This window comes from Arenibacter sp. S6351L (genome assembly GCF_023016025.1).
Taxonomy (GTDB): Bacteria; Bacteroidota; Bacteroidia; order Flavobacteriales; family Flavobacteriaceae; genus Arenibacter; species Arenibacter algicola_B.
Genome location: NZ_JALKBB010000044.1, coordinates 1 through 19,545, shown reverse-complemented (window position 1 = coordinate 19,545; position 19,545 = coordinate 1). Strand labels below are relative to the sequence as shown.

General features: G+C 41.7%; 15 protein-coding genes. 6 read left to right on the top strand and 9 right to left on the bottom strand.

The genetic code is table 11. The features are described from left to right. Nucleotides 1-538: 538 nt before the first annotated feature. A complete protein-coding gene (locus MWU82_RS22810) occupies nucleotides 539-2,596 on the bottom strand; it encodes a TonB-dependent receptor (protein WP_247098046.1) in 2,058 nt (685 codons plus the stop codon). A gap of 445 nt (nucleotides 2,597-3,041) precedes the next feature. Here MWU82_RS22810 and MWU82_RS22805 point away from each other — a divergent pair, with 445 nt between their 5' ends. From MWU82_RS22805 to MWU82_RS22790, 4 genes are read left to right on the top strand one after another with little or no spacing between them, the layout of a single operon-like run. Continuing rightward, entirely contained in the window at nucleotides 3,042-3,740 is a 699-nt protein-coding gene (locus tag MWU82_RS22805) for an orotidine 5'-phosphate decarboxylase / HUMPS family protein (RefSeq protein WP_111625341.1), read from the top strand. A gap of 32 nt (nucleotides 3,741-3,772) precedes the next feature. Further along, a complete protein-coding gene (locus tag MWU82_RS22800) occupies nucleotides 3,773-4,798 on the top strand; it encodes a zinc-binding dehydrogenase (protein ID WP_215949790.1) in 1,026 nt (341 codons plus the stop codon). Between the two features lie 5 nt (nucleotides 4,799-4,803). After that, entirely contained in the window at nucleotides 4,804-5,604 is an 801-nt protein-coding gene (locus MWU82_RS22795) for an SDR family oxidoreductase (protein ID WP_215949789.1), read from the top strand. A gap of 26 nt (nucleotides 5,605-5,630) precedes the next feature. Further along, nucleotides 5,631-6,524: a sugar phosphate isomerase/epimerase family protein gene (locus tag MWU82_RS22790; protein ID WP_247098045.1), complete on the top strand. Its 894-nt coding sequence runs from the start codon at nucleotides 5,631-5,633 to the stop codon at nucleotides 6,522-6,524. 754 nt (nucleotides 6,525-7,278) lie between these two features. Here the strand turns inward: MWU82_RS22790 and MWU82_RS22785 are convergent. The 4 genes from MWU82_RS22785 to MWU82_RS22770 form a co-directional block, all read right to left on the bottom strand. Next, nucleotides 7,279-7,983: a hypothetical protein gene (locus MWU82_RS22785; protein ID WP_247098044.1), complete on the bottom strand. Its 705-nt coding sequence runs from the start codon at nucleotides 7,981-7,983 to the stop codon at nucleotides 7,279-7,281. Nucleotides 7,984-8,064: 81 nt separating this feature from the next. After that, nucleotides 8,065-9,753, bottom strand: a complete 1,689-nt coding sequence (gene ggt / locus MWU82_RS22780) for a gamma-glutamyltransferase (protein ID WP_247098043.1) — start codon at nucleotides 9,751-9,753, stop codon at nucleotides 8,065-8,067. 300 nt (nucleotides 9,754-10,053) lie between these two features. Next, nucleotides 10,054-10,866: a DUF5602 domain-containing protein gene (locus tag MWU82_RS22775; protein ID WP_247098042.1), complete on the bottom strand. Its 813-nt coding sequence runs from the start codon at nucleotides 10,864-10,866 to the stop codon at nucleotides 10,054-10,056. Between the two features lie 243 nt (nucleotides 10,867-11,109). Next, on the bottom strand, nucleotides 11,110-11,697 hold the full coding sequence (locus MWU82_RS22770) for an acyl carrier protein phosphodiesterase (protein ID WP_215949785.1): 588 nt from the start codon (nucleotides 11,695-11,697) through the stop codon (nucleotides 11,110-11,112). 96 nt (nucleotides 11,698-11,793) lie between these two features. Between MWU82_RS22770 and glmM the strand changes: the two genes are divergently transcribed. Further along, nucleotides 11,794-13,182, top strand: coding sequence for a phosphoglucosamine mutase (glmM, locus tag MWU82_RS22765; RefSeq protein ID WP_215949784.1), 1,389 nt, complete (start codon nucleotides 11,794-11,796; stop codon nucleotides 13,180-13,182). Between the two features lie 62 nt (nucleotides 13,183-13,244). Further along, the gene (locus tag MWU82_RS22760; RefSeq protein WP_247098041.1) at nucleotides 13,245-14,033 is read left to right on the top strand and encodes an endonuclease/exonuclease/phosphatase family protein; all 789 of its coding nucleotides are present in this window, start codon (nucleotides 13,245-13,247) and stop codon (nucleotides 14,031-14,033) included. On the opposite strand, the gene MWU82_RS22755 is transcribed toward MWU82_RS22760, so the two are convergent. From MWU82_RS22755 to MWU82_RS22740, 4 genes are all read right to left on the bottom strand, one after another. Continuing rightward, nucleotides 14,023-15,018, bottom strand: a complete 996-nt coding sequence (locus MWU82_RS22755) for a sterol desaturase family protein (RefSeq protein WP_247098040.1) — start codon at nucleotides 15,016-15,018, stop codon at nucleotides 14,023-14,025. The genes MWU82_RS22760 and MWU82_RS22755 overlap by 11 nt on opposite strands. Nucleotides 15,019-15,164: 146 nt before the next feature. Next, nucleotides 15,165-17,087: an OmpA family protein gene (locus MWU82_RS22750; RefSeq protein WP_247098039.1), complete on the bottom strand. Its 1,923-nt coding sequence runs from the start codon at nucleotides 17,085-17,087 to the stop codon at nucleotides 15,165-15,167. 10 nt (nucleotides 17,088-17,097) lie between these two features. After that, a complete protein-coding gene (locus tag MWU82_RS22745; protein WP_247098038.1) occupies nucleotides 17,098-18,027 on the bottom strand; it encodes a type IX secretion system membrane protein PorP/SprF in 930 nt (309 codons plus the stop codon). 24 nt (nucleotides 18,028-18,051) lie between these two features. Beyond that, nucleotides 18,052-19,545: gliding motility-associated C-terminal domain-containing protein (locus MWU82_RS22740; RefSeq protein WP_247098037.1), on the bottom strand; the 1,494-nt coding region annotated here is incomplete at its 5' end.

The window sequence follows — 19,545 nt, the reverse complement described above, 5'->3', positions numbered from 1 at the left end:
AAGTTTGAAAATTCTACACATAAAATGCTCCTTCCCCTAGTCAGGGGAAGGTGGCTTCGACAGAGGAGAAGACGGAAGGGGTGTGCAGGTTGGCATTTGTTTATACATTGGGGAGATTACTTCGTCGCCAAAGCTGCCTGTCTGCCTGCAGCAGGCTCGTAATGTCATATTATCCAAATCTGGAACATATCTGTTATTAACATTCAAATTTGTATATACCAAATTCCCCTCTTGGGAGGAGCCTGACCCGCCTTTTGGCGGGAGTTAGGGGTGTGTTTTTGACAGGAGCTCATTGTGTGTTTTTGACTAGTTCCCTATACGTCGTCCATTCCTATGCATTGGGCTTTCAATCCCTTCCGTCTTCTCTTCCTACCGTCAGAGAATCCACCTTCCCTTAACCAAGGGAAGGAGCTTTTTTTTGTTCCGTCACTTCGAGTGATCCGACAGAGGAGGATTGTATCGAGAAGTAGACGGCACCGAGAAGCACTCAAGTTTAAGATGTTAAATATTGATTACAACCCAACCTTGTACCCCAAAACTACAACCTAGCAGAAACCGACAGCACTCCAGAGCGGCCATAACCATTAACACCAGAGCCATGGTATCTATAATCTTCATTGAAAACATTCTGTAGGCCAACAGCGATGGTAATGTAATTAATGGAGTAACTGCCATGTATGTTAAGTACATTCCAAGCAGGGGTGCCCCCATCAGGAATTCTATTGTCATCTATATCCCCTGAAGCCAAACGGTCCTGTTTGCCTGCCATAAGCCAATCTGCATTAAGATTCCAATTTTTTATGGCGTAGGAGGTGGCCAATCGTCCAAATATGGGCGGGATGCGACGTGCCGGTTCATCACTGGTTTTATTTTGGCCGTAGGTATAGGTCAGGTTTCCGGTCAGGTTCCAATTCGGATTCAGGCTTAGGTCCAACCCCATTTCCGCTCCTTGTATAAAGCCGCGTTCCACATTTTTCTTCTGATATACGGGATAACCTTCAATGCTATCTCCTTCAATGCTATTGCGCACAATTAAATCGTACAATTCATTGCGATATAAAAATACTTCGGCCTTCACAACGCGATTGCGAAATTTGTAGCCCACTTGATATTGTAGGGAATGCTCCGGTTTTAAATCGAAATTAGGTGTTTCGTACCTGAAATCAACAATGCCCAAGGATCCAAGATCATTAATATTGGGAGCTCTAAATCCCGTATTGATGGAGGCAAAGACGTTGGAGGATTGGTTTAAACTACGTTGAACGGCCAAATTACCTACTAGGGCAGAGGGTGTCAATTTGGTAGTTCCCAAAGCCGAATCGGCCACTTTGTTTATAAAGGTATTGAAGCGCAAACCTGTCGTAATTTCCCATTGGTCCCAACTTAGGGTATGCATACTGAAAGCGGCCATACTGGTCATGGTGGCCCCATCAGGATACAATCCTCGATTGGCCGTTTCTGTATATGTGGATAAGTCTTTATCAATGCGACTACTCTTTACTTTATCGCTATAGACCTCTATGCCGCTATTGGCCGACCATATTTTTCCACTGCTGGATAGGGCTTCGGCCGAAAATCCAAAGGTCCTGACCTTATCGTTTTCGGTACGTAGGGAATTTGAACCATTTTTTTGCAATATCCTGCCTTCTTCATGATGCTGGTAGGAAGCCGTGACCACCGCCGTTTTAAAGATATTGTTCCCTAGGTCTTGGTGGAGTCTAACATAGGCCAGTTCCCTTTTTTGGGGATCCATTTTATTAATGGCATAATCCTCCAAGGCTACTTTGTGGTAGACGGGAACATCTTTTTGATGTACACGCTGGTAGACTGTGGTGAGGCTGGAACGATCCGATAGTAATATTTTGCCCTTGAGGTCAAAATCCAATTCACGATATCCCGTAGGGCTTTGTTGTCCTGTGGTATCCCCACCCACAAGGTCTCCAAAATTTCGCCAAGTGGCATTGGCCCTAAAGGCCATTCGTTTATCACCATATTTTAAGGCCGCATTGGCCGTCTGTTCCATGCCCTGTGTCACCAAGCGGGTAAAAAGGTCCGTACCCCAAACCGGCTTTTCGGCAGTATCCAACGCTGTGCTCAAGGCTTGGATGGTACCCCCTATAGCATCGGATCCATATTGCACCGAACCACTTCCCCGTAAAACCTCTATTTTGCCCACGCTGAACACATCAATAGTATTAAAATACTGGTTGGGTCCGGATCTTACCGTAGCATTATTAAGGCGTATACCGTCATATAAAAGTAAGGTCTGGTTCCCTGTTAACCCTCTTATAAATGGTGATCCCCCGCCGTGGTTGGTTTTTTGTACGAACACCCCGGGAGCCAACAGCAGTGCCTCAGGCGCCGTACGTAATTGAAATCTCTGTATGGAATTGTTGTTGACGACCTCAATGGCTTCTGGGGTCTTATTTTGTAATGATCCATATCGGTTTGCCGTAACCACTACCTCTTCCAAGGTGTTTAAAGACAAAGAGTCTTGTGGGGACCGGGAATTTTCCTGGCCAAAAAGGAATCCTGTGATACTATATAAAATTATGATAAAAAGTAATTTGGAAGGTCGGTTTAAAGCTAAGGTCATTATAAGGGTAATTGGGTAAATATGATATTGGATGTTCTGTTTTTATGTAGATAGAATTCCTAACGGGACAGTTAAGTCCGTTTTAATATAAGGTAGCAAAATTGGCCTATTCGCTTTTATTAGGTATTAAATTAGTATTATTTAAAATTTATCTTTTGCAATAATAATAGTTCTTCCAAGAATATAAAAGACAATAATAGGATTGGTGTCTATAGGGAGTGTTTATTATTGTTTGTGGCAATACAAGTGTTGATAAATCTTAAAAGGGTAATATTGGATTTATAATTGATAAATTTTATGTATTGTGATTCTTTATCTTTGGATTTACGCTGAAGCCCAAAAAAATCAATCTTTTTTATGAACCTTTTACGGGTTTTTAGATGGATTGCGGCTTATGTCAAATTAAAGAATACAACTTTATAATTTAAAAATTTATTGACCATTTATGAAACCAATTGTACAAATTTCCCTAGACCTTACCAATATAGATGAAGCTTTAGAAACGGCCGCCATGGCATTGCGTGCAGGGGTAGATTGGCTGGAAGCAGGTACCCCCCTTATTCTTGCAGAAGGATTGCATGGGGTGCGAAAATTAAGGGAGGCTTTCCCCAATATACCTATAGTAGCAGATCTTAAGACAATGGACGGGGGATATCTGGAAGCCGAAATGATGGCAAAGGCAGGAGCAACCCATGTGGTGGTAATGGCGAGGGCACATGCAGAAACCATAAAGGTGGTTGTACAAGCTGGGAAAGATTACGGAGTAAAGGTAATGGGCGATAATTTAGGATGTCCGGATATGGTGGAAGGCGCCAAATGGTTGGAAGACCTTGGCTGCGACTATATAATACATCATATAGGTTATGACGAGCGTCGTGGAATTGCTGCCCAAGGTTTAAAAATGCCAAGCCCAATGGATCAATTGCGCGAAGTGGTCAATGCGGTTAAGGTACCGGTACAAGCTGTTGGTGGGCTTACCTTGGAACAGGCCATACGCTGCCCGGAATATGGAGCGCCCATGGTTGTTTTAGGAGCACCCTTGACCATAGATGCGGACTCCTTTAAAACAGCCGATGGAGATCTGGAAAGTTCGTTGCGACTTATTTGTGAAAAGATCCATGCTTACGGGGAAGTAACACGTTAATAAATAAATACCAAATAAAAATAATCAAATAAATGAGTTCAATAGGAGTAGTAAATTTCTCTTCCAAGCCGGGAAGTGTTGAAATTAGGGAAATAGAAAAGCCGACGATAGGAGAAGATGATGTATTGTTGGAAGTGGCCAACGTTGGGGTGTGCGGAAGTGATCTGCATCAATGGACTTCAGACCACAGTTGGACGGTAAATTACCCCGTGGTCCTTGGGCACGAGTTTGGTGGCCATATTGTGGCATTGGGGAAAAGGGTAAGCGGATGGAAGGAAGGCGACAGGGTAGTTAGTGAGACCGCTGCAGTAATAGATCTGAACAGTCCACTTACCAGACAAGGCCTTTACAACCTGGATCCTACTAGAAAAGGATTTGGGTATGGGGTAAATGGTGCAATGACGCGTTTTGTTAGGGTGCCTGCAAGATGTTTGCATTCGGTACCTGAAAACCTGCCTTTTGAACAAGCCTGTTTAACGGAGCCCTGTTCGGTGGCCTACAGTGCTGTTGTAATGAACTCAAAAATAAAACCAGGAGATCGGGTCATCGTTTTAGGTCCTGGGACCATTGGTATTCTTTGTGCCGCCATGGCTCGTTTATGCGGTGCCGAAGTGGCCATTGTTGGATTGGAAGGGGATAGGGAGAGATTGAACATTGCCAAGCAATATGGTTGTGAGGGCATTGTTGGAGACGCAAGCGCTTGGGCCAATAAACAAGATGGTTTGGGAGCAGATTGCATTATAGATGCAGCAGGAGCCAGTGCTACTTTAAAAATAGCTTTGCAATTGGTTCGTCCAAACGGACATATTACCAAAGTAGGGTGGGGACCACAACCTCTAAACTTCTCCTTGGATCCATTGGTGCAAAAGAATGTTACCCTTCAGGGTAGTTTTAGCCATAATTATCCGATTTGGGAAAAAGTGCTTTCCCTTTTGGCTTCCGGAACCTTGGATGTAAAGCCAATTATTGGTGGGGTATGGGAATTAAAGGATTGGCATGAGGCCTTTGAACAAATGCATTCCGGCAAGGTGGTGAAAAGTGTTTTAAAACCAAGTTAATACCTATGCGGTTAAAGGATAAAGTAGTTTTAATTACAGGTGGCTATACGGGTATTGGTAAGGCCATTGCCAAACGTTGCATTCAGGAAGGGGCGAAGGTAGTCGTCAACGGACTGGAAGAGGAAACAGGCTTGGCACTGGTGAAGGAATTGGGGGCTGATAACGCAGCCCACATTACTACTGATATTACGGAGGAAGGTGCTCCGCAGTTATTGGTAAAAAAGGCCATATCTAAATTTGGGCAGTTAAATGCTGTGGTTAATAACGCCGCATATATAGCCTCTTCAAATATCGTGAGTACCGAAGTACCGTTTATTAAGCGCATGTTGGCCGTGAATTCCATTGCTCCTCTAATGATCATTCAGGCAGCCTTACCTCATTTGTCCTCGGTTCGTGGTTGTGTCCTTAATATTGGCTCTATCAACGCCTGGGGCGGGGAACCCGATCTATTGGCCTATAGCATGTCCAAAGGGGCTTTGATGACAATGACCAGAAATCTGGGCGACAGTTTGTTTAGGGAAAATGGGGTACGCGTAAACCAGATTAATCCAGGTTGGGTACTCACGGAAAAAGAAATATTGAACAAGAAGGAGCAGGGAATGAAAGCGGATTGGTACAAGGATATACCTGACATTTTTGCCCCTGCACAACGAATTTTTACCCCAGAGGAAATAGCAGCAGCCTGCCTCTATTGGCTTTCCGATGAATGCGGGCCTGTGAGTTCACAGGTAATGGACCTGGAACAGTTTCCTATAATAGGGCGTAACCTCCCCAAAAACTGGGAAGGTTCCCACAAAAAGAAATAATTTAATAACAATAAAAGAATAAAGATTTGCCACAATTAGCAGTATTTCCCAAAGCATTTATGCATGAACTTTGTAAGGATGGAACCATGAAGGTTTCCGAATGGATCGACCTGGCCGTTGAGCTAGAGGTAGACGGATTGGAGTGGTATGCCGGATTTTTGGAGATGGCCGATAAAGCCAACTGGCCTATTTTTAGGGAACAGGTGGAGCGTCATGGAAAAACAATTCCTATGCTTTGTTGTTCCCCGGATTTTACGCATCCTGATGCCGCTTTTCGGGAAAAGGAAATTAAAAAACAAATTGGTTGGATAGAAATGACCCATGCCTTGGGCGGGACCTATTGTAGGGTATTGTCCGGACAACGTCGTCCCGAACTGACCATAGAAGAAGGTGTTGGCTTTGCGGCGGATTGCATTAAAGAGTGCCTTCCCCATGCGGAAAAGTTAGGGGTTACCCTAATTTTGGAAAACCACTATAAGGATGATTTTTGGGAGTATCCCGAATTTGCCCAGCAAATGGACATTTTTTGTATGTTGGTAGATCGTATCCAACATCCTAATTTTGGGGTCAATTACGATCCCAGCAATACCTTTTTGGCAGGGGAGGACCCTTTGGAACTTCTATATAGGGTGTCCGATCGTGTAGTGACCATGCATGCCAGCGACCGTTACCTAAAAGAAGGTACTATTGAAGATCTTCGCAAGGAAGAAGGTGGTGCCATGGGTTACGCCAAAAGATTGAGTCACGGAGAGATAGGAAAAGGCCTAAACGATTATGATGCCATTTTTAAGGAACTGAAAAGAGTTGGTTTTGATGGCTGGATCAGTATCGAGGATGGAGTGGATGGAATGGATCAATTGGAGCGCAGCGTAGCCTTCCTAAGAAAGAAAGTAAAGGAGTATTGGCCGGAGTTTAAGTAGGGGGTACCCAAAGCCTTATAAGCTAAAAGTCACCAATAAGATTTGAAAAGGTCTGTTGGTGACTTTTTGGTTTCGGGGGAAATGGTTAAAACCCACCCCTGCCTGCGGCAGGCAGGCTAGCCTCCGGTAAAACACACCCCTAACCTCCCGCTATAAAACGGGACAGGCTCTCCCAAGAGGGGAATGTGGACGATACTAATTAATGAATTTTTGGTAAGAATTGTTCCCCTCTCCTTTGGAGGGGGTTAGGGGGAGGACTTTAGGAAGGATAGGGTTTAAAGCGACGAAGCGATCTAACCAAACGATTAAGATGGGCCGCCTTCGAAGGTGCCCCTTCCGCCTTCTCCTCTGTCGAAGCCACCTAATCCTCCCGCAAAAAAGGCAAGACAGGCTCTGTCCAAGGGAATGAGCAGCTCCCTTTTTACACCTTGAACCTTCAACTTTGAAATAAAAACGGGCCACTGCACACCAAAAATCCACCCCTAACCCCTCCCAAGAGGGGAATAGTTTTGTACAAAACTTGCGGGGTTGAACGTCCAGTCTGTGTGCTCTAGGCTCTAGATTCTTACTTCTCACTACTCCTTTTGAACTTTTATCTTTATAACTTTCAACAGAAGAAACTGCCCACTGACCACTGTTTACTGTAATCCCTTCTCGATACAATCCTCCTTTGTCGGGTCACTCGAAGTGACGGACATTAAACCTTGAACATTAAACTTTAAATTGTTTGAACCACTGATTACTGAAAACTGCATCACTGATACCCCCTTACATTCCCCATATCCAAGGTTATAGGGGCAATACTGTGTTGGCTGGGCAGAAATGCACCGCTTTCCATAACCTGCCAGTCGTCCCAACTAGCTTCAATGCCGCCAATAGGGATAATACTCACCCACATCTTAAAGCTGATCGGGAAGCCATTGGGCTGTAATTTCCATAGATAGGAATCGCCCGGAGTGTTGCCACCGCTAGTGTAGGTGACCAATAATTCCTGGGTGCCATCTTCCAAGGATACTATACTCCTTTCTGTACCGGGATCAAAAATCTTGAAAGGGGCAACCAGCCAAAAAGAGTCATTGTTAAAAAAAGAGGTGGCCTTCTTAAGAAGTCTTTCCTTTTCTTCACCCTCAAGGGGTATCTTATCTTTGGCAACTGTACTTTTTGAGGGTACCTTCAAATCGAGATGCACTTGATAATCGCTCCAAGCAACAAGTACGGTATCTACTTTCTTATCCCATCGATAATGGTGTTTTCCATTGGCAAAAGACCATTCCAGGAACCGGGTTTCCTTGTAGGCTTTATAATTGAGGGAGGTCAGCATTTTCATGGCCAAGGCATCGGCATTTTGGCTTTTGATACCCGTAGGCATGGGTTCGTTGTAAATAGCATAGAGTATAGCGCCCAAGGTGAATAACAGCAGCAATACTCCAAGTAATATTTTGCCTATTTTTTTGATCAATTATAATCGGTTTTTAGGGGTTCGCAATGCATCCAGTGATGCCTAATATACAAATTGGGCGGATACAACCTACGGTTTTGCCTAAAATCCTACGGCGGTATCGTCCCCACGTCTATCGGCACCCCCTTCAAGTTTACCGTTTGGCAATATCTTAATGGCATCTACCTTACCTATAACTGGGGTGTTTTCTTCATTAATGATGTACCTCTTGCTTTTTAGGTCGCTGAGTAAGCTCTGTTCAAATCCTTCCGGTTCAAAAATGATGGCATCGGGCAGCCATTGATGGTGAAAACGGGGAGCGTTTACTGCATCCTGCATACTCATATTATATTCATAGCAATTTAGAATGGTCTGAGCCACCGCTGTTATTATCGTGGACCCTCCCGGAGTCCCTACTACCATCCATAATGCCCCATTTTTTTCCACAATGGTGGGCGTCATGCTACTTAACATCCGCTTTTCTGCGGTAATGCTATTGGCCTCGGCCCCCACTAGTCCGAACATATTGGGAACTCCTGGCTTGGCACTAAAATCGTCCATTTCATTATTAAGGAAAAACCCAAGTTCATCCGAGAACAGTTTTGAACCATAACCTCCGTTAATTGTCGTTGTGGCCGCAATGGCATTCCCAAACGAATCTACAATAGAGTAGTGGGTGGTTTGATCGCTTTCAACAATCTGTACCTCCCCATGGGATACTTCAGAGGATTTGGTAGCCTTGTCAAAGGAAAAATTTTGCATTCTTTCCTGTAGGTATTGGTCGGACAAAAGTTCCTTTAAAGGGATTTCCACAAAATCCGGGTCTCCCAGAAAGTAGTTTCTATCGGCATAGGCCCTACGTGCGGCCTCCGTAAACAATTGGATGGATTTAACCGAATTATGTCCATAGGTGGATAGGTCATAGGGTTCCATCATCTTAAAAATTTGATTTATGGTAAACCCTCCACTGCTGGGAGGGCTCATAGATATGATCTTTAGGTCCTTATAATTGAACGTTATAGGAGATCTCCATTTGGCTTCATATTTTTCAAGATCTTCAATAGTAAGATAACCTCCTTTGGCTTGGATAAAATTGGCCAATTTTTCTGCAACTTCCCCTTTGTAAAATCCATCTTTACCTTGATCAGAAATTTTTTGGAGGGTATTTGCCAAAGCCGGGTATTTTATAGAATCGCCCATCTTGTAAACAGTGGCAAAAAAAGTAGTGTCGCTATTCACTTCCATAAAAATGTCGCGATAATTTTCCAATCTTTCGGCTTGCTTTTTGGTTACAATGACTCCTTTTTTTGCCAGCTCAATAACTGGCGCCATGATTTCTTTTAGGGGTAGTGATCCAAATTTTTCATGCACGGCAATTACACCGGCCACAGTGCCAGGAACGCCTACGGCCGTTGCTCCCAAAGTACTTTTTCCTTGGATTACATTTCCCAAAGAATCCAAATACATATCTGCATGCGCCGCCAAAGGCGCTTTTTCGCGATAGTCCAAACCTCCTATTTCTCCATTGGCTTTCCTATATACCATAAAACCTCCGCCGCCAATATTTCCTGCATAGGGATAGGCCACGGCAAGAGCCAGTTCTGTAGCAATCATAGCATCGAAAGCATTACCTCCCTTTTGGAGGATGTCAGATCCAATTTTGGAGGCCTCCACCCGGGCAGAGACAACCATTGCTTTTTCAGTAACTAAGCCTGTGGGTGTGGGTTCGGGTATGTTCCTGCAATTGATAAATAGGAGTATTCCAAGCAAGAAACCAGTTATACGGATCATAGACTATAATTTTTCCAAAAAGATAGTCATATTCCAATTAAATATAAACTTTAAGACGCAATCGACTTAAAATTTATGGATAAGCATTAATCTATTGGGCAATTCCGTTAATAATTAAATTTATGTACCAAGGGCTTGCCAAAATAAAAATAAGTTAAAAGCGGCCAGATAAATGATCGCCTTGTCAAGAGGATACGGCCAATCTTCTTTTCTTGGGCGATTTCATCAGAAAAAAAGTATAGGTAATTGAATAAGTTGCAAAAAAAAAGGATTGTACCTTGACAACCCTTTTTATAGTGTCTATTCGGCTTCCCGATGCACGAATTCGCTTAGAGAGATAATTTGTTTTTGATCCTTTGAATTTTGATAAACATTATAGACCGTTGGATAATAGGAGGTTTTTGTAAATTTTGTAGGTTGCGAATAAGCTTCGCTGAAAGGAACCCCACTTTCTATGTAGGCCACTGTATTCATTGGTTCCACAAATGTTACCTCCCCATCGTAAGTTCCATAAAGCAGTATATTGGAAAATGGGGGAACAAAGCTCGTTGGGATCCAATGGGTACCCATCATAGGCACTGCCGTACCACCATCAGGCGGAGTTATATAATCAACAGGTAGGTAGCCTGGTGGAGGATAATTGTCGAACTGGGGCGTTGCTTCGGGGTAGGTCGGAATTGCCTCCCGGGCGGCAACTGAGGTCAAATAAAAGTGTACATCAAAATGAGGTACTGTAAACACGCCATCGGGTTCATGTCCGTGAGGGTTCCAATCAAAAAGGACATGATTGAACGGGGTCACATCCATTGCTTTTTTGTGCAATGGAAGTACCAATTGTACAGGGTCATCACCTTTGGGCAGTTGGGTTAGTAAATTTTTGGACATTTCCACGCCCAATTCTTCTGGAGTGCCATCTTTTGCAATCCTTATCCATGACCGTACATGGCCTTTCCCCAAGGATATTTGGGGACCATAGAAAGTGTTGGATTTAAAAAGGGCCTTGCTATTGACAGGTTCCAGGGTATCTTCCATTGTTGACTCCGGACTACAGCCCAGAAGCATTAAGAGAAAGATCAATCCAATTCCAATGAAGTTCAAATGTTTAATTCCCATAGTTGTTGTTTTTTAGGTAAAATTTTAAATAAAAACGCACACCATTGTTTGCACAATGTTAAAAGGACTAACTGTGAGGGGAAATGTATTTAAGCGGAACTTATAATTATTTGGGGGAGTGTTCCCACATTTGGGAAAGGTGATTAAAGGTACTTATTTATTGTAATTTAATACCATATTTAGATGAAAAAAATCATGGTTGTCCCTTGACATGGAATGGGTTTTACCCACAATTCCTGGTACTTATCTTAAGGAGAGATATTTTTGTTTGGAAAATACGATCAATTCTTCAAAAAAATAAGTGAATTCCTTTTCAAAATCGGTATAATGTTCTTCAAGGTCCAAAATGGCAAAATTCATTTTGGATTTATTTTGGGTCCGCCTATTCATTCCATTCAAAACCCTGGATATACCTTCCATTTTGGCATAATTCAAAATCCAATTATCCGCAATCATATAGGGCATCATGCGCTTGACCCCTATGGGAAGTATATCGTAATTGTTTTCCAAAAGATCATAAAAATTGTCCACAAAGTGGGGCAATGGGGTATCGGCGTATTCTGACCAATTCTTGGCTAAAAAGTGATCATAGAAAATATCGACAATTACACCGCTGTAATGACTATAGTTTTCATGCAAGCGTTTGGTGCTCTGCCTTACAATTGGGTGCTTGTCCGTATAAGTATCTATAGCACGGTGCAGTACAATTCCTTTCTGAATTTTTTCTGGAAGGTGATTGTATTTATTGCCCCTTATACTGTCTGCTATAAAATTTCCGATAGTTATCTGGTCGTCTTCAAAAGAAAGATATAGGTGTGCTAAAAAATTCATTGACCTCGGTTGAAGTTTATTAAGTTCGAATTTACAACTTAGCGGCATAGGATTTAAACCTAACCTTTTATATTTGTAAAAATTTATAAATAAAATATGACTTTAATAAAATCTATTTCGGGAATACGAGGTACCATTGGAGGTGAACCAGGTGATAATTTAACGCCTATTGATGCGGTTAAATTCGCGGCTGCTTACGGTGTTTGGTTAAAAGAATACTCTAAAAAGGAAAAACTAACGGTAGTTATTGGGCGAGACGCGCGACTATCCGGAGAAATGATCCAGAATTTAGTAGTATCCACCCTAGTAGGTTTGGGAATAGATGTAGTGGACCTGGACCTGTCTACAACCCCAACTGTAGAAATAGCGGTGCCTTTGGAAAAGGCCGATGGGGGTATTATCCTTACGGCCAGTCATAACCCAAAGCAATGGAACGCCTTAAAACTTCTAAATGAGAAAGGGGAGTTCTTGGATGCTGCCCAAGGTGCCAAAATATTGGAAATTGCAGAGAAGGAAGCTTTTAATTTCTCGGAGGTGGATGATTTGGGAACCGTTAATAGGAACGATTCCTATATCGATATCCATATAGACGAGGTGTTGGACCTTTCTTTGGTTGATGCCGATATTATAAGAGCGGCCAAGTTTAAGGTAGTGGTAGACGGGGTAAATTCTACCGGAGGCATTGCCATACCTAAACTTTTAAAGGAATTGGGAGTAGAAGTAGTGGAACTGTACTGCGATCCTACAGGGCATTTTCCGCATAACCCTGAGCCTCTAAAAGAACATTTGGGCGATATATGTGCATTGGTAGTAAAGGAAAAGGCCGATTTTGGAATCGTTGTAGATCCGGATGTAGACCGTTTGGCTTTTATCACCAATGAGGGGGAAATGTTCGGGGAGGAATATACTTTAGTAGCCTGTGCAGATTATGTGTTGGGAAAAACCAAGGGAAATACCGTTTCCAATCTATCTTCTTCCAGGGCTTTAAGGGATATTTCTGAAAAACATGGAGGCACTTATGAAGCTGCTGCTGTTGGTGAAGTAAACGTGGTGACCAAAATGAAGGCCAACAAGGCTATTATTGGTGGCGAGGGCAATGGAGGCATTATTTATCCTGAAAGTCATTATGGTAGGGACTCTTTAGTAGGAACGGCCTTATTTTTAATGTTGATGGCAGAAAGGGGAGGTACCGTAAGCGAGCTAAGAGCCAGTTACCCCAGTTATTTTATGAGCAAAAAGAAGATTGAACTTACTCCTGGTTTGGATGTAGACGGTATTTTAGTTGCTATGGCGGAGAAATATAAAGATGAAGAGATTTCTACCATTGATGGTGTAAAGATCGATTTTCCGGAGAATTGGGTACACCTGCGTAAATCCAATACCGAGCCTATCATACGAATTTATACGGAAGCCAAAAGTCAGGCCGAAGCGGATGGCCTGGCAGATAGAATAATAGGCGAGATAAAGGCAGTAGCAGGAATCTAATATAATAGTTTAAATAAGGGTCGGAAATCGCATATTTTCGGCCCAAATTTTTAATTGGGCATATGAAATATCACATTTTAAAATTACTTCTTGTCGTTTTTGTGGCGGGATCTTCTTTTGGTATCCATGCACAGGCAGATACCCTAAGGGTGATGAGTTTTAATATTCTACATGGGGCCACTACCAAGAACGATTTTAATTTGGATACCATAGCAGGAGTGATTAATCATTATCAACCCGATTTGGTAGCGTTACAGGAGGTCGATTTTAAAACGAAGAGAGCCAAAAACTACGATTTGCCCACCGAATTGGGAATCCGAACAAAAATGGCCTCGTTATTTGCCAGAGCCATGTATTATGATGGAGGGGAGTATGGAGAGGCGGTGCTATCAAAATTTACTTTTATTGGCAGTGAGAATTTAGCGCTGCCACATTTACCGAATTCGGAACCTAGGGCAGCTTTGGTAACCCAAGTCAAAACCAAAAACGGTAATACCATTCAGTTTGTTGGTACCCATCTGGATCACTTGAAGGATGAAACCGATAAAGTGATGCAGGCCAAGGCCATCATTGCCCATTTGGGGGATACGGAACTCCCAACTTTGTTGGTGGGCGATCTTAACGCAGTGCCAAATAGTAACCCTATCACTATTATATCTGAAAAATTTTCAAAACCCAAACACCCCAATTCTTGGAAAGGCACTTTTCCGGCAACCGGTCCCAATATCTGCATTGATCATATTATGTACAATCAGCCCGAAAAATGGCAGGTGTTGGATTATGAGGTGGTATGTGAGAATTATGCCAGCGATCACTGTATCGTGATTGCCACCCTGGTATTTACTCCTTAGCCAGTTGTTCCTTTAGGTAGGCTCCACGTACCAATTTTGAGGTCTGGTGTTCGCCGGTATGGCTCCAACCCGGAGGCATAACAATATAAAGTAGTTTATTCTTTAAGCCAGGCGCTTTGGCGACATCTTTGAACAAGGCCACAAATTCGCCGAAATAAACATCCAAAAAGTTGCCGCTATCCATTTTACGGGTTATACCATATTCTATTTCAATATCATGTTGTTCATCCTGGTAGGTTCCAAAAACCTTGTCCCAGATATTCAGCAAATTGCAGAAATTGGTATCCATATATAATGGATTCCTGGCGTGATGTACCCTATGATGGGAGGGGGTTAATATAATTTTGTTCAAAAAGCCCATTCTACCATCTTTCATCATATTTTCACCAACATGGATAAATGCGCCATAGGTGCCATCTATAAACATGATCAGAAATAGTAAAACTGGTTCAACGCCCAAGAGGATACATACCGTGGTTCTAATGGCATCGGCATAAGGGGCCTCTAGAAAAAAATGGGCATGGGTAACGGAAAGGTTCATTTGTTCTGGAGCGTGGTGGGTAGAATGCAAACACCAAAAAAGTCGCACTTTATGCCCCCAATAGTGGTATAGGAAATGACCGAATTCCCAAACAATATATCCGTAAATAAACCAATACCAGGTCATTTTTGTCTGGAAAAGGGCATAGGGTTGTAACCACCCTATAATAAAGGTCACCATGGCTATGGCTATAAATCGGCCAATAAACCTATTAAATACATAGATGAGGAAGTTAACCTTATATACCTTGGTATTAGGCTTTTTGTATACCAGACCAAGAATGAATTCCAATAGTAATAATAGGGGAATTATGGGGTAAATAAGGGAAACAACACCATCGTAAGTAGAGAAAACACTATAATCTCCAGCTTGCAATATTTCCAGTGCCTGTCGTATGCCCAAAAATCCAATGATTTCATTGTATAGGGTTCCTAAAATGTCCATAAGAGGTTTGACTTATTATAATTATGGCTTTAATATAATTATAAAAGTTAAAACGTACCATAATTTTAGACCAACGCCCTGTTAGACAAGAGTTTGGTTGCTATAAGGACAGTAGGTAACACAAATGCACTCAAACTTTTTCTCACCTATTTACCAATAATAATGAAATCGCAGCGCCTGTTGGCCAGATGGTCTTCATTGCTGCAGGGGACACCGTTAAAACAATTATTTATCAAACGGGACTCTCCATAACCTATGGCGCTCTCAATTCTTGAGGGATCAATTCCCATATAAACAAGATAATCCAGGGTAGATTTTGCCCTATTATCGGAAAGTTGCATATTAAATTCATCTGATGCCCTAGAATCGGTATGTGCTTCTATCTTAATTTTTACCGATGGAAAGGCATTCATAAAGCTCACTATCTTGTCCAGCTCTGCAGCGGCTTTATACGTAATATTAAATCGGTTCAGATTAAAAAATATAGGGTTTACCCTAACTTTTTCTACTCCACCTTCGTTAACCACAAACTTTGAAAAGGGAATCAACATCGTTTTATTGACGTCCTTATAAAGGGTTGGATTATCAGCATTGTTGACCGCAAGAATTTCCTGTTTGTATTCTAGTTTAAAGAAGGCAAATATGTGATTGATATTGGGATCTAAAGCTACTTCAAAGTTACCTTGCTCATCTGTATTGGCCTGTATAACCAATTGTTTGTTCTCATCATATACCTTTATAGTGCCTTCTGGAATGGGATTCTTGGTCATATCGTCTAAAATAGTGCCTTTATAAACCATCATTTCGGCCGATTTATTAAAGGAATAAATATCGTCGTCCCCTTTTCCATTGGCCCTGTTGGAAGAAAAGTAGCCCGTGTTTTCCGAGTCTTTTATGATAAGGGCAAAATCATCCATATTGCTATTGATGGGCATTCCCATGTTTTTTGGGATTCCATAAACATTGCTCGATTCCATTTCAGCTTTAAAAATATCCAATCCACCCAGGCCAAAATGACTGTCCGAAGCAAAATACAAGTATTCGCCTTCAACATATGGAAACATTTCCCTTCCCGAGGTATTAATGGTAGGTCCAAGGTTGGTGGCAGGGCCCAAGTCTCCGTCTTCATCAATATCCACATAGTAAATATCAGTTTCTCCAAAGCCTCCGTACATATTTGCAACAAAGAATAGTCGTTTCCCGTCCTCTGTTAAAAATGGATGCCCGAAAGAGTATTTGGGATTGTTGAATTTTAAGGAAACTGCATTCACAATGGAATCTCCTTCCACATCTCCCCGTAAGATCTGCATATTGGAGAACCCTTTTGGATTTACCTGCAGCTCGTTGCCTTTTAAATAATTTTGGGTAAAATAAACGGTTTTATAATCGGAGGAATAGGTTAGGGTTCCTTCGTGAAAGGAAGATTGAATGTTCTTATGGAATTTTTGTACATCGCCAAGCTCTCCTGTAGTTTTGTTCCTATCGGCCGTAAAAATGGAAAGATATGGTTGGTTGTTCCAGGAGTATTCGGCATCTTCGGAAAACTCCGGAGCTCTACTTGAGGAAAATACAATAGCATCTTTATAGTACATAGGGGCAAAGTCCGAAAGTTGCGAGTTTATTTCTGAATTGGCAATGTTGTATTGGGGTGCCTCCGCCATAAGGCTATCCAAATAATTTTCCTGCTCCAAGATGGTGGCCAATTTTTGCTTATCATAGTTGTAATATTCCTTGATTATACTATTGGCAACACTATATTCCTGGCAGGCTTTAAGGCTTTGTATGTATTTGATAATCGTTTTCTCATCTACTCTTTTATCCTTAAGGGCATAAAATTTTTCGTACCAAATTTTGGCATTGGCATAATCATTAATATTGAAATAACTTTCTGCCAAGCGTTCCACAAAAAGAGGTTTGGATTTTTTCTTTTTCGATTCCAGTTGCTGGTAAATATTTATCGCCTCCGTGAAATTTAAATTTTGAAAATACTCGTTCGCATCCGCTCTGGAATTTTGTGCCAGATGGACATTATAAATAAATAGAGTTAATATGGAAAGGATAATTTTCATAGGTCTTTGCTTAGAAAAATCTGGGTGAACGGGCATTTGGCCCCCATCTTGGCATTAAATATTTAAGTATAATTTCGTGAGAACCCTGATTGTAATTACCAATATCGGATATACTGTAATCATATGAATAACCCATAAAAAAGTTCTTGGAAATCTGGAATCCGGCCATGGCACTATAACTGTCCTTAAGTCTATGTGAGGCACCTAAGGTAAATTTTTGCAGAAAAAGCACGTTTAGGGAGGCGTCTATTGTAAGAGGTGCATGATCTATAGTCTTGACCAAAATAGAAGGCTTTAATTTTACGGTAGCTGAAACATCTATTACATACCCAGCAATAATATATATATGGTTGTCCCGATGTATCAAATTCTTGTCGCTTTCTACATTGGATTGGTTTATGAGCATGTTGGGAATTGAAAAACCTACATACCAGTTATCGCTAAAAATATATGTCCCTGCACCTATAACGGGGAGGGCATTGTAATAATCGTCATAACTAAAAAGAACATCATTCTGGTCGTAATAACTGCCTTTGGAATAATCGACCTCAAAAAAATCGATGCCCGCATTTAGGCCTAGCGATAATTTTACTTTTTTGCTCAAGTTTAGATAGTAAGAGAAAACCGCATTGGAACTAAATTCGGTCGAAGGTCCAATGTTATCTTTAAAGATATTAATGCCCAAACCAATTTTGTTGTTGATGATCCCGGAAACTGTAAGTGCTTTAGTCTCTGGGGCACCGTCAATTCCAATCCATTGTGCCCTGTAGCTCAAAGTGGCATCCATACGGTTGTTTTCATTAACGTATGCCGGATTTATGGTAGAGGTATTGTACATATACTGGGTATATTGTGGCAATTGCTGCGCCATTAGTCTACCTCCACCTAAAAGGAGAAACAGTGTTAAGAGTTTTGGTATATTTTTATTTAGGATCTTCATCTATTGGTTGATGTGTAATGCTTGTTAGTCTTTTCTTAAAAATAACCAACCTGTTTTGCTTTCGCTCAAAGCATCGGTTTTAAGTATATAGAAATAGGTTCCTGTGGGCAATGGCTCTCCTTTGCGCACAACACCTTGTACATTGGCCAATCCTCGCCAATCATTTTGGTATGCTTTTTTCTGATACACCAGGGCACCATATCTGTTAAAAACTTGGAAATCCGACTCTGGAAACGTTTCAATACAATCTATTCTGAAGTAGTCATTATCACCGTCGTCGTTTGGAGTAAATTCATTATATACTTTTAAACATGATGGTTCCAATACTATCTGAGCACTATTATTATTCAAGTTGTTGTCCAATGGAGTAGATCTCGATATGGATGCATTGTTAATATAACTTCCAGCAGCTTTAACAGTTGCCCCAATATTCAATTCCACCGTCTCTGAAGGCCCAATATTATCGATACTCCATTCCCCGTTGGATGGGTTATAAGTGCCTTTGGTTGCTGTATATTCTATATAAGTAAATCCACTTTCAATTCTTTCATTGATTGTAAGGTCGGTGAAATTAGTATCTCCGTCATTGGTAACGGTAATGGTAAAATTAACATTTTCACCTACCATAGGATTATAGCTGCTGGCTTCTTTTCTTATTTTTAAATCTGATATTCCATCTACTTGAACTCTAATTACAAGTCGATTTATACTTTCACAATTTGAATCGATCAATGCAGCATAGTAGTTTGTTCCGTCTACCAATGTGGTGTCAAAATCCAAGATATTCCCAAGTACAGGAGCATCATACCAGATAATATTGCTTTCGTTGACTTGAATATCACCAAGGGTTGGATTATCGACTGTAGAAAATACTTGAGTCAAACTTTCTGAAGTAGGCGTAGGTGGTTCAATTAAATTAATAGTAATTCCTAAACGGGCTGTGCTTTTTAAATCACCCGATAATTGTGAAGCATAATAGGTTTTTTGATGTTCCAATAAAGTGGAAGAGTCTAATATGTTTTCTCCATTTTCTTGGTCATACCATAAAACATTACTCTCGTTAATTTGAATATCATTGAGACTTGGTCTGTCAAAAGCACAAAATTCTTGGTTAGTGGAATTTGTGGTAAGAGTTTGTAATGGCACAAGACTAAGCTCGTCTGTGGTGGCATCATTTGCTGTATTCCCCGCCAGGTCTGTGGTGGTTGCCGACACGTCATAAGTCCCTTCAGGAAGTTCGCTTCCTGCGGGTACGGTCAGGGTCCAGGTATCGTTCCCATTATCGGTAAGGTTGCCATCGCCCTCGGTATAGGTGGTCCCGTTCAGGGTCACGGTAAGCACGTCGGCCGAATCTGCAGTCCCGGTAATGGTCGGGGTGGTATCGTTTGTCAATAGGGTATTGACGGTGGGGGCGGTGGGGTCTGTAAGGTCTATGGATAGTTCGTCCGTAGTGGTATCGTTTGCAGTGTTGCCAGCCAGGTCGGTGGTGGTGGCCGCTACATCGTAGGTACCTTCGGT

What these genes read in the sequence shown, in the direction of transcription:
- MWU82_RS22810 (WP_247098046.1), bottom strand. Translation starts at nt 2,596, where the DNA reads ATGACCTTAGCTTTAAACCGACCTTCCAAATTACTTTTTATCATAATT.
- MWU82_RS22805 (WP_111625341.1), top strand. Translation starts at nt 3,042, where the DNA reads ATGAAACCAATTGTACAAATTTCCCTAGACCTTACCAATATAGATGAA.
- MWU82_RS22800 (WP_215949790.1), top strand. Translation starts at nt 3,773, where the DNA reads ATGAGTTCAATAGGAGTAGTAAATTTCTCTTCCAAGCCGGGAAGTGTT.
- MWU82_RS22795 (WP_215949789.1), top strand. Translation starts at nt 4,804, where the DNA reads ATGCGGTTAAAGGATAAAGTAGTTTTAATTACAGGTGGCTATACGGGT.
- ggt (WP_247098043.1), bottom strand. Translation starts at nt 9,753, where the DNA reads ATGATCCGTATAACTGGTTTCTTGCTTGGAATACTCCTATTTATCAAT.
- MWU82_RS22775 (WP_247098042.1), bottom strand. Translation starts at nt 10,866, where the DNA reads ATGGGAATTAAACATTTGAACTTCATTGGAATTGGATTGATCTTTCTC.
- MWU82_RS22770 (WP_215949785.1), bottom strand. Translation starts at nt 11,697, where the DNA reads ATGAATTTTTTAGCACACCTATATCTTTCTTTTGAAGACGACCAGATA.
- glmM (WP_215949784.1), top strand. Translation starts at nt 11,794, where the DNA reads ATGACTTTAATAAAATCTATTTCGGGAATACGAGGTACCATTGGAGGT.
- MWU82_RS22760 (WP_247098041.1), top strand. Translation starts at nt 13,245, where the DNA reads ATGAAATATCACATTTTAAAATTACTTCTTGTCGTTTTTGTGGCGGGA.
- MWU82_RS22755 (WP_247098040.1), bottom strand. Translation starts at nt 15,018, where the DNA reads ATGGACATTTTAGGAACCCTATACAATGAAATCATTGGATTTTTGGGC.
- MWU82_RS22750 (WP_247098039.1), bottom strand. Translation starts at nt 17,087, where the DNA reads ATGAAAATTATCCTTTCCATATTAACTCTATTTATTTATAATGTCCAT.
- MWU82_RS22745 (WP_247098038.1), bottom strand. Translation starts at nt 18,027, where the DNA reads ATGAAGATCCTAAATAAAAATATACCAAAACTCTTAACACTGTTTCTC.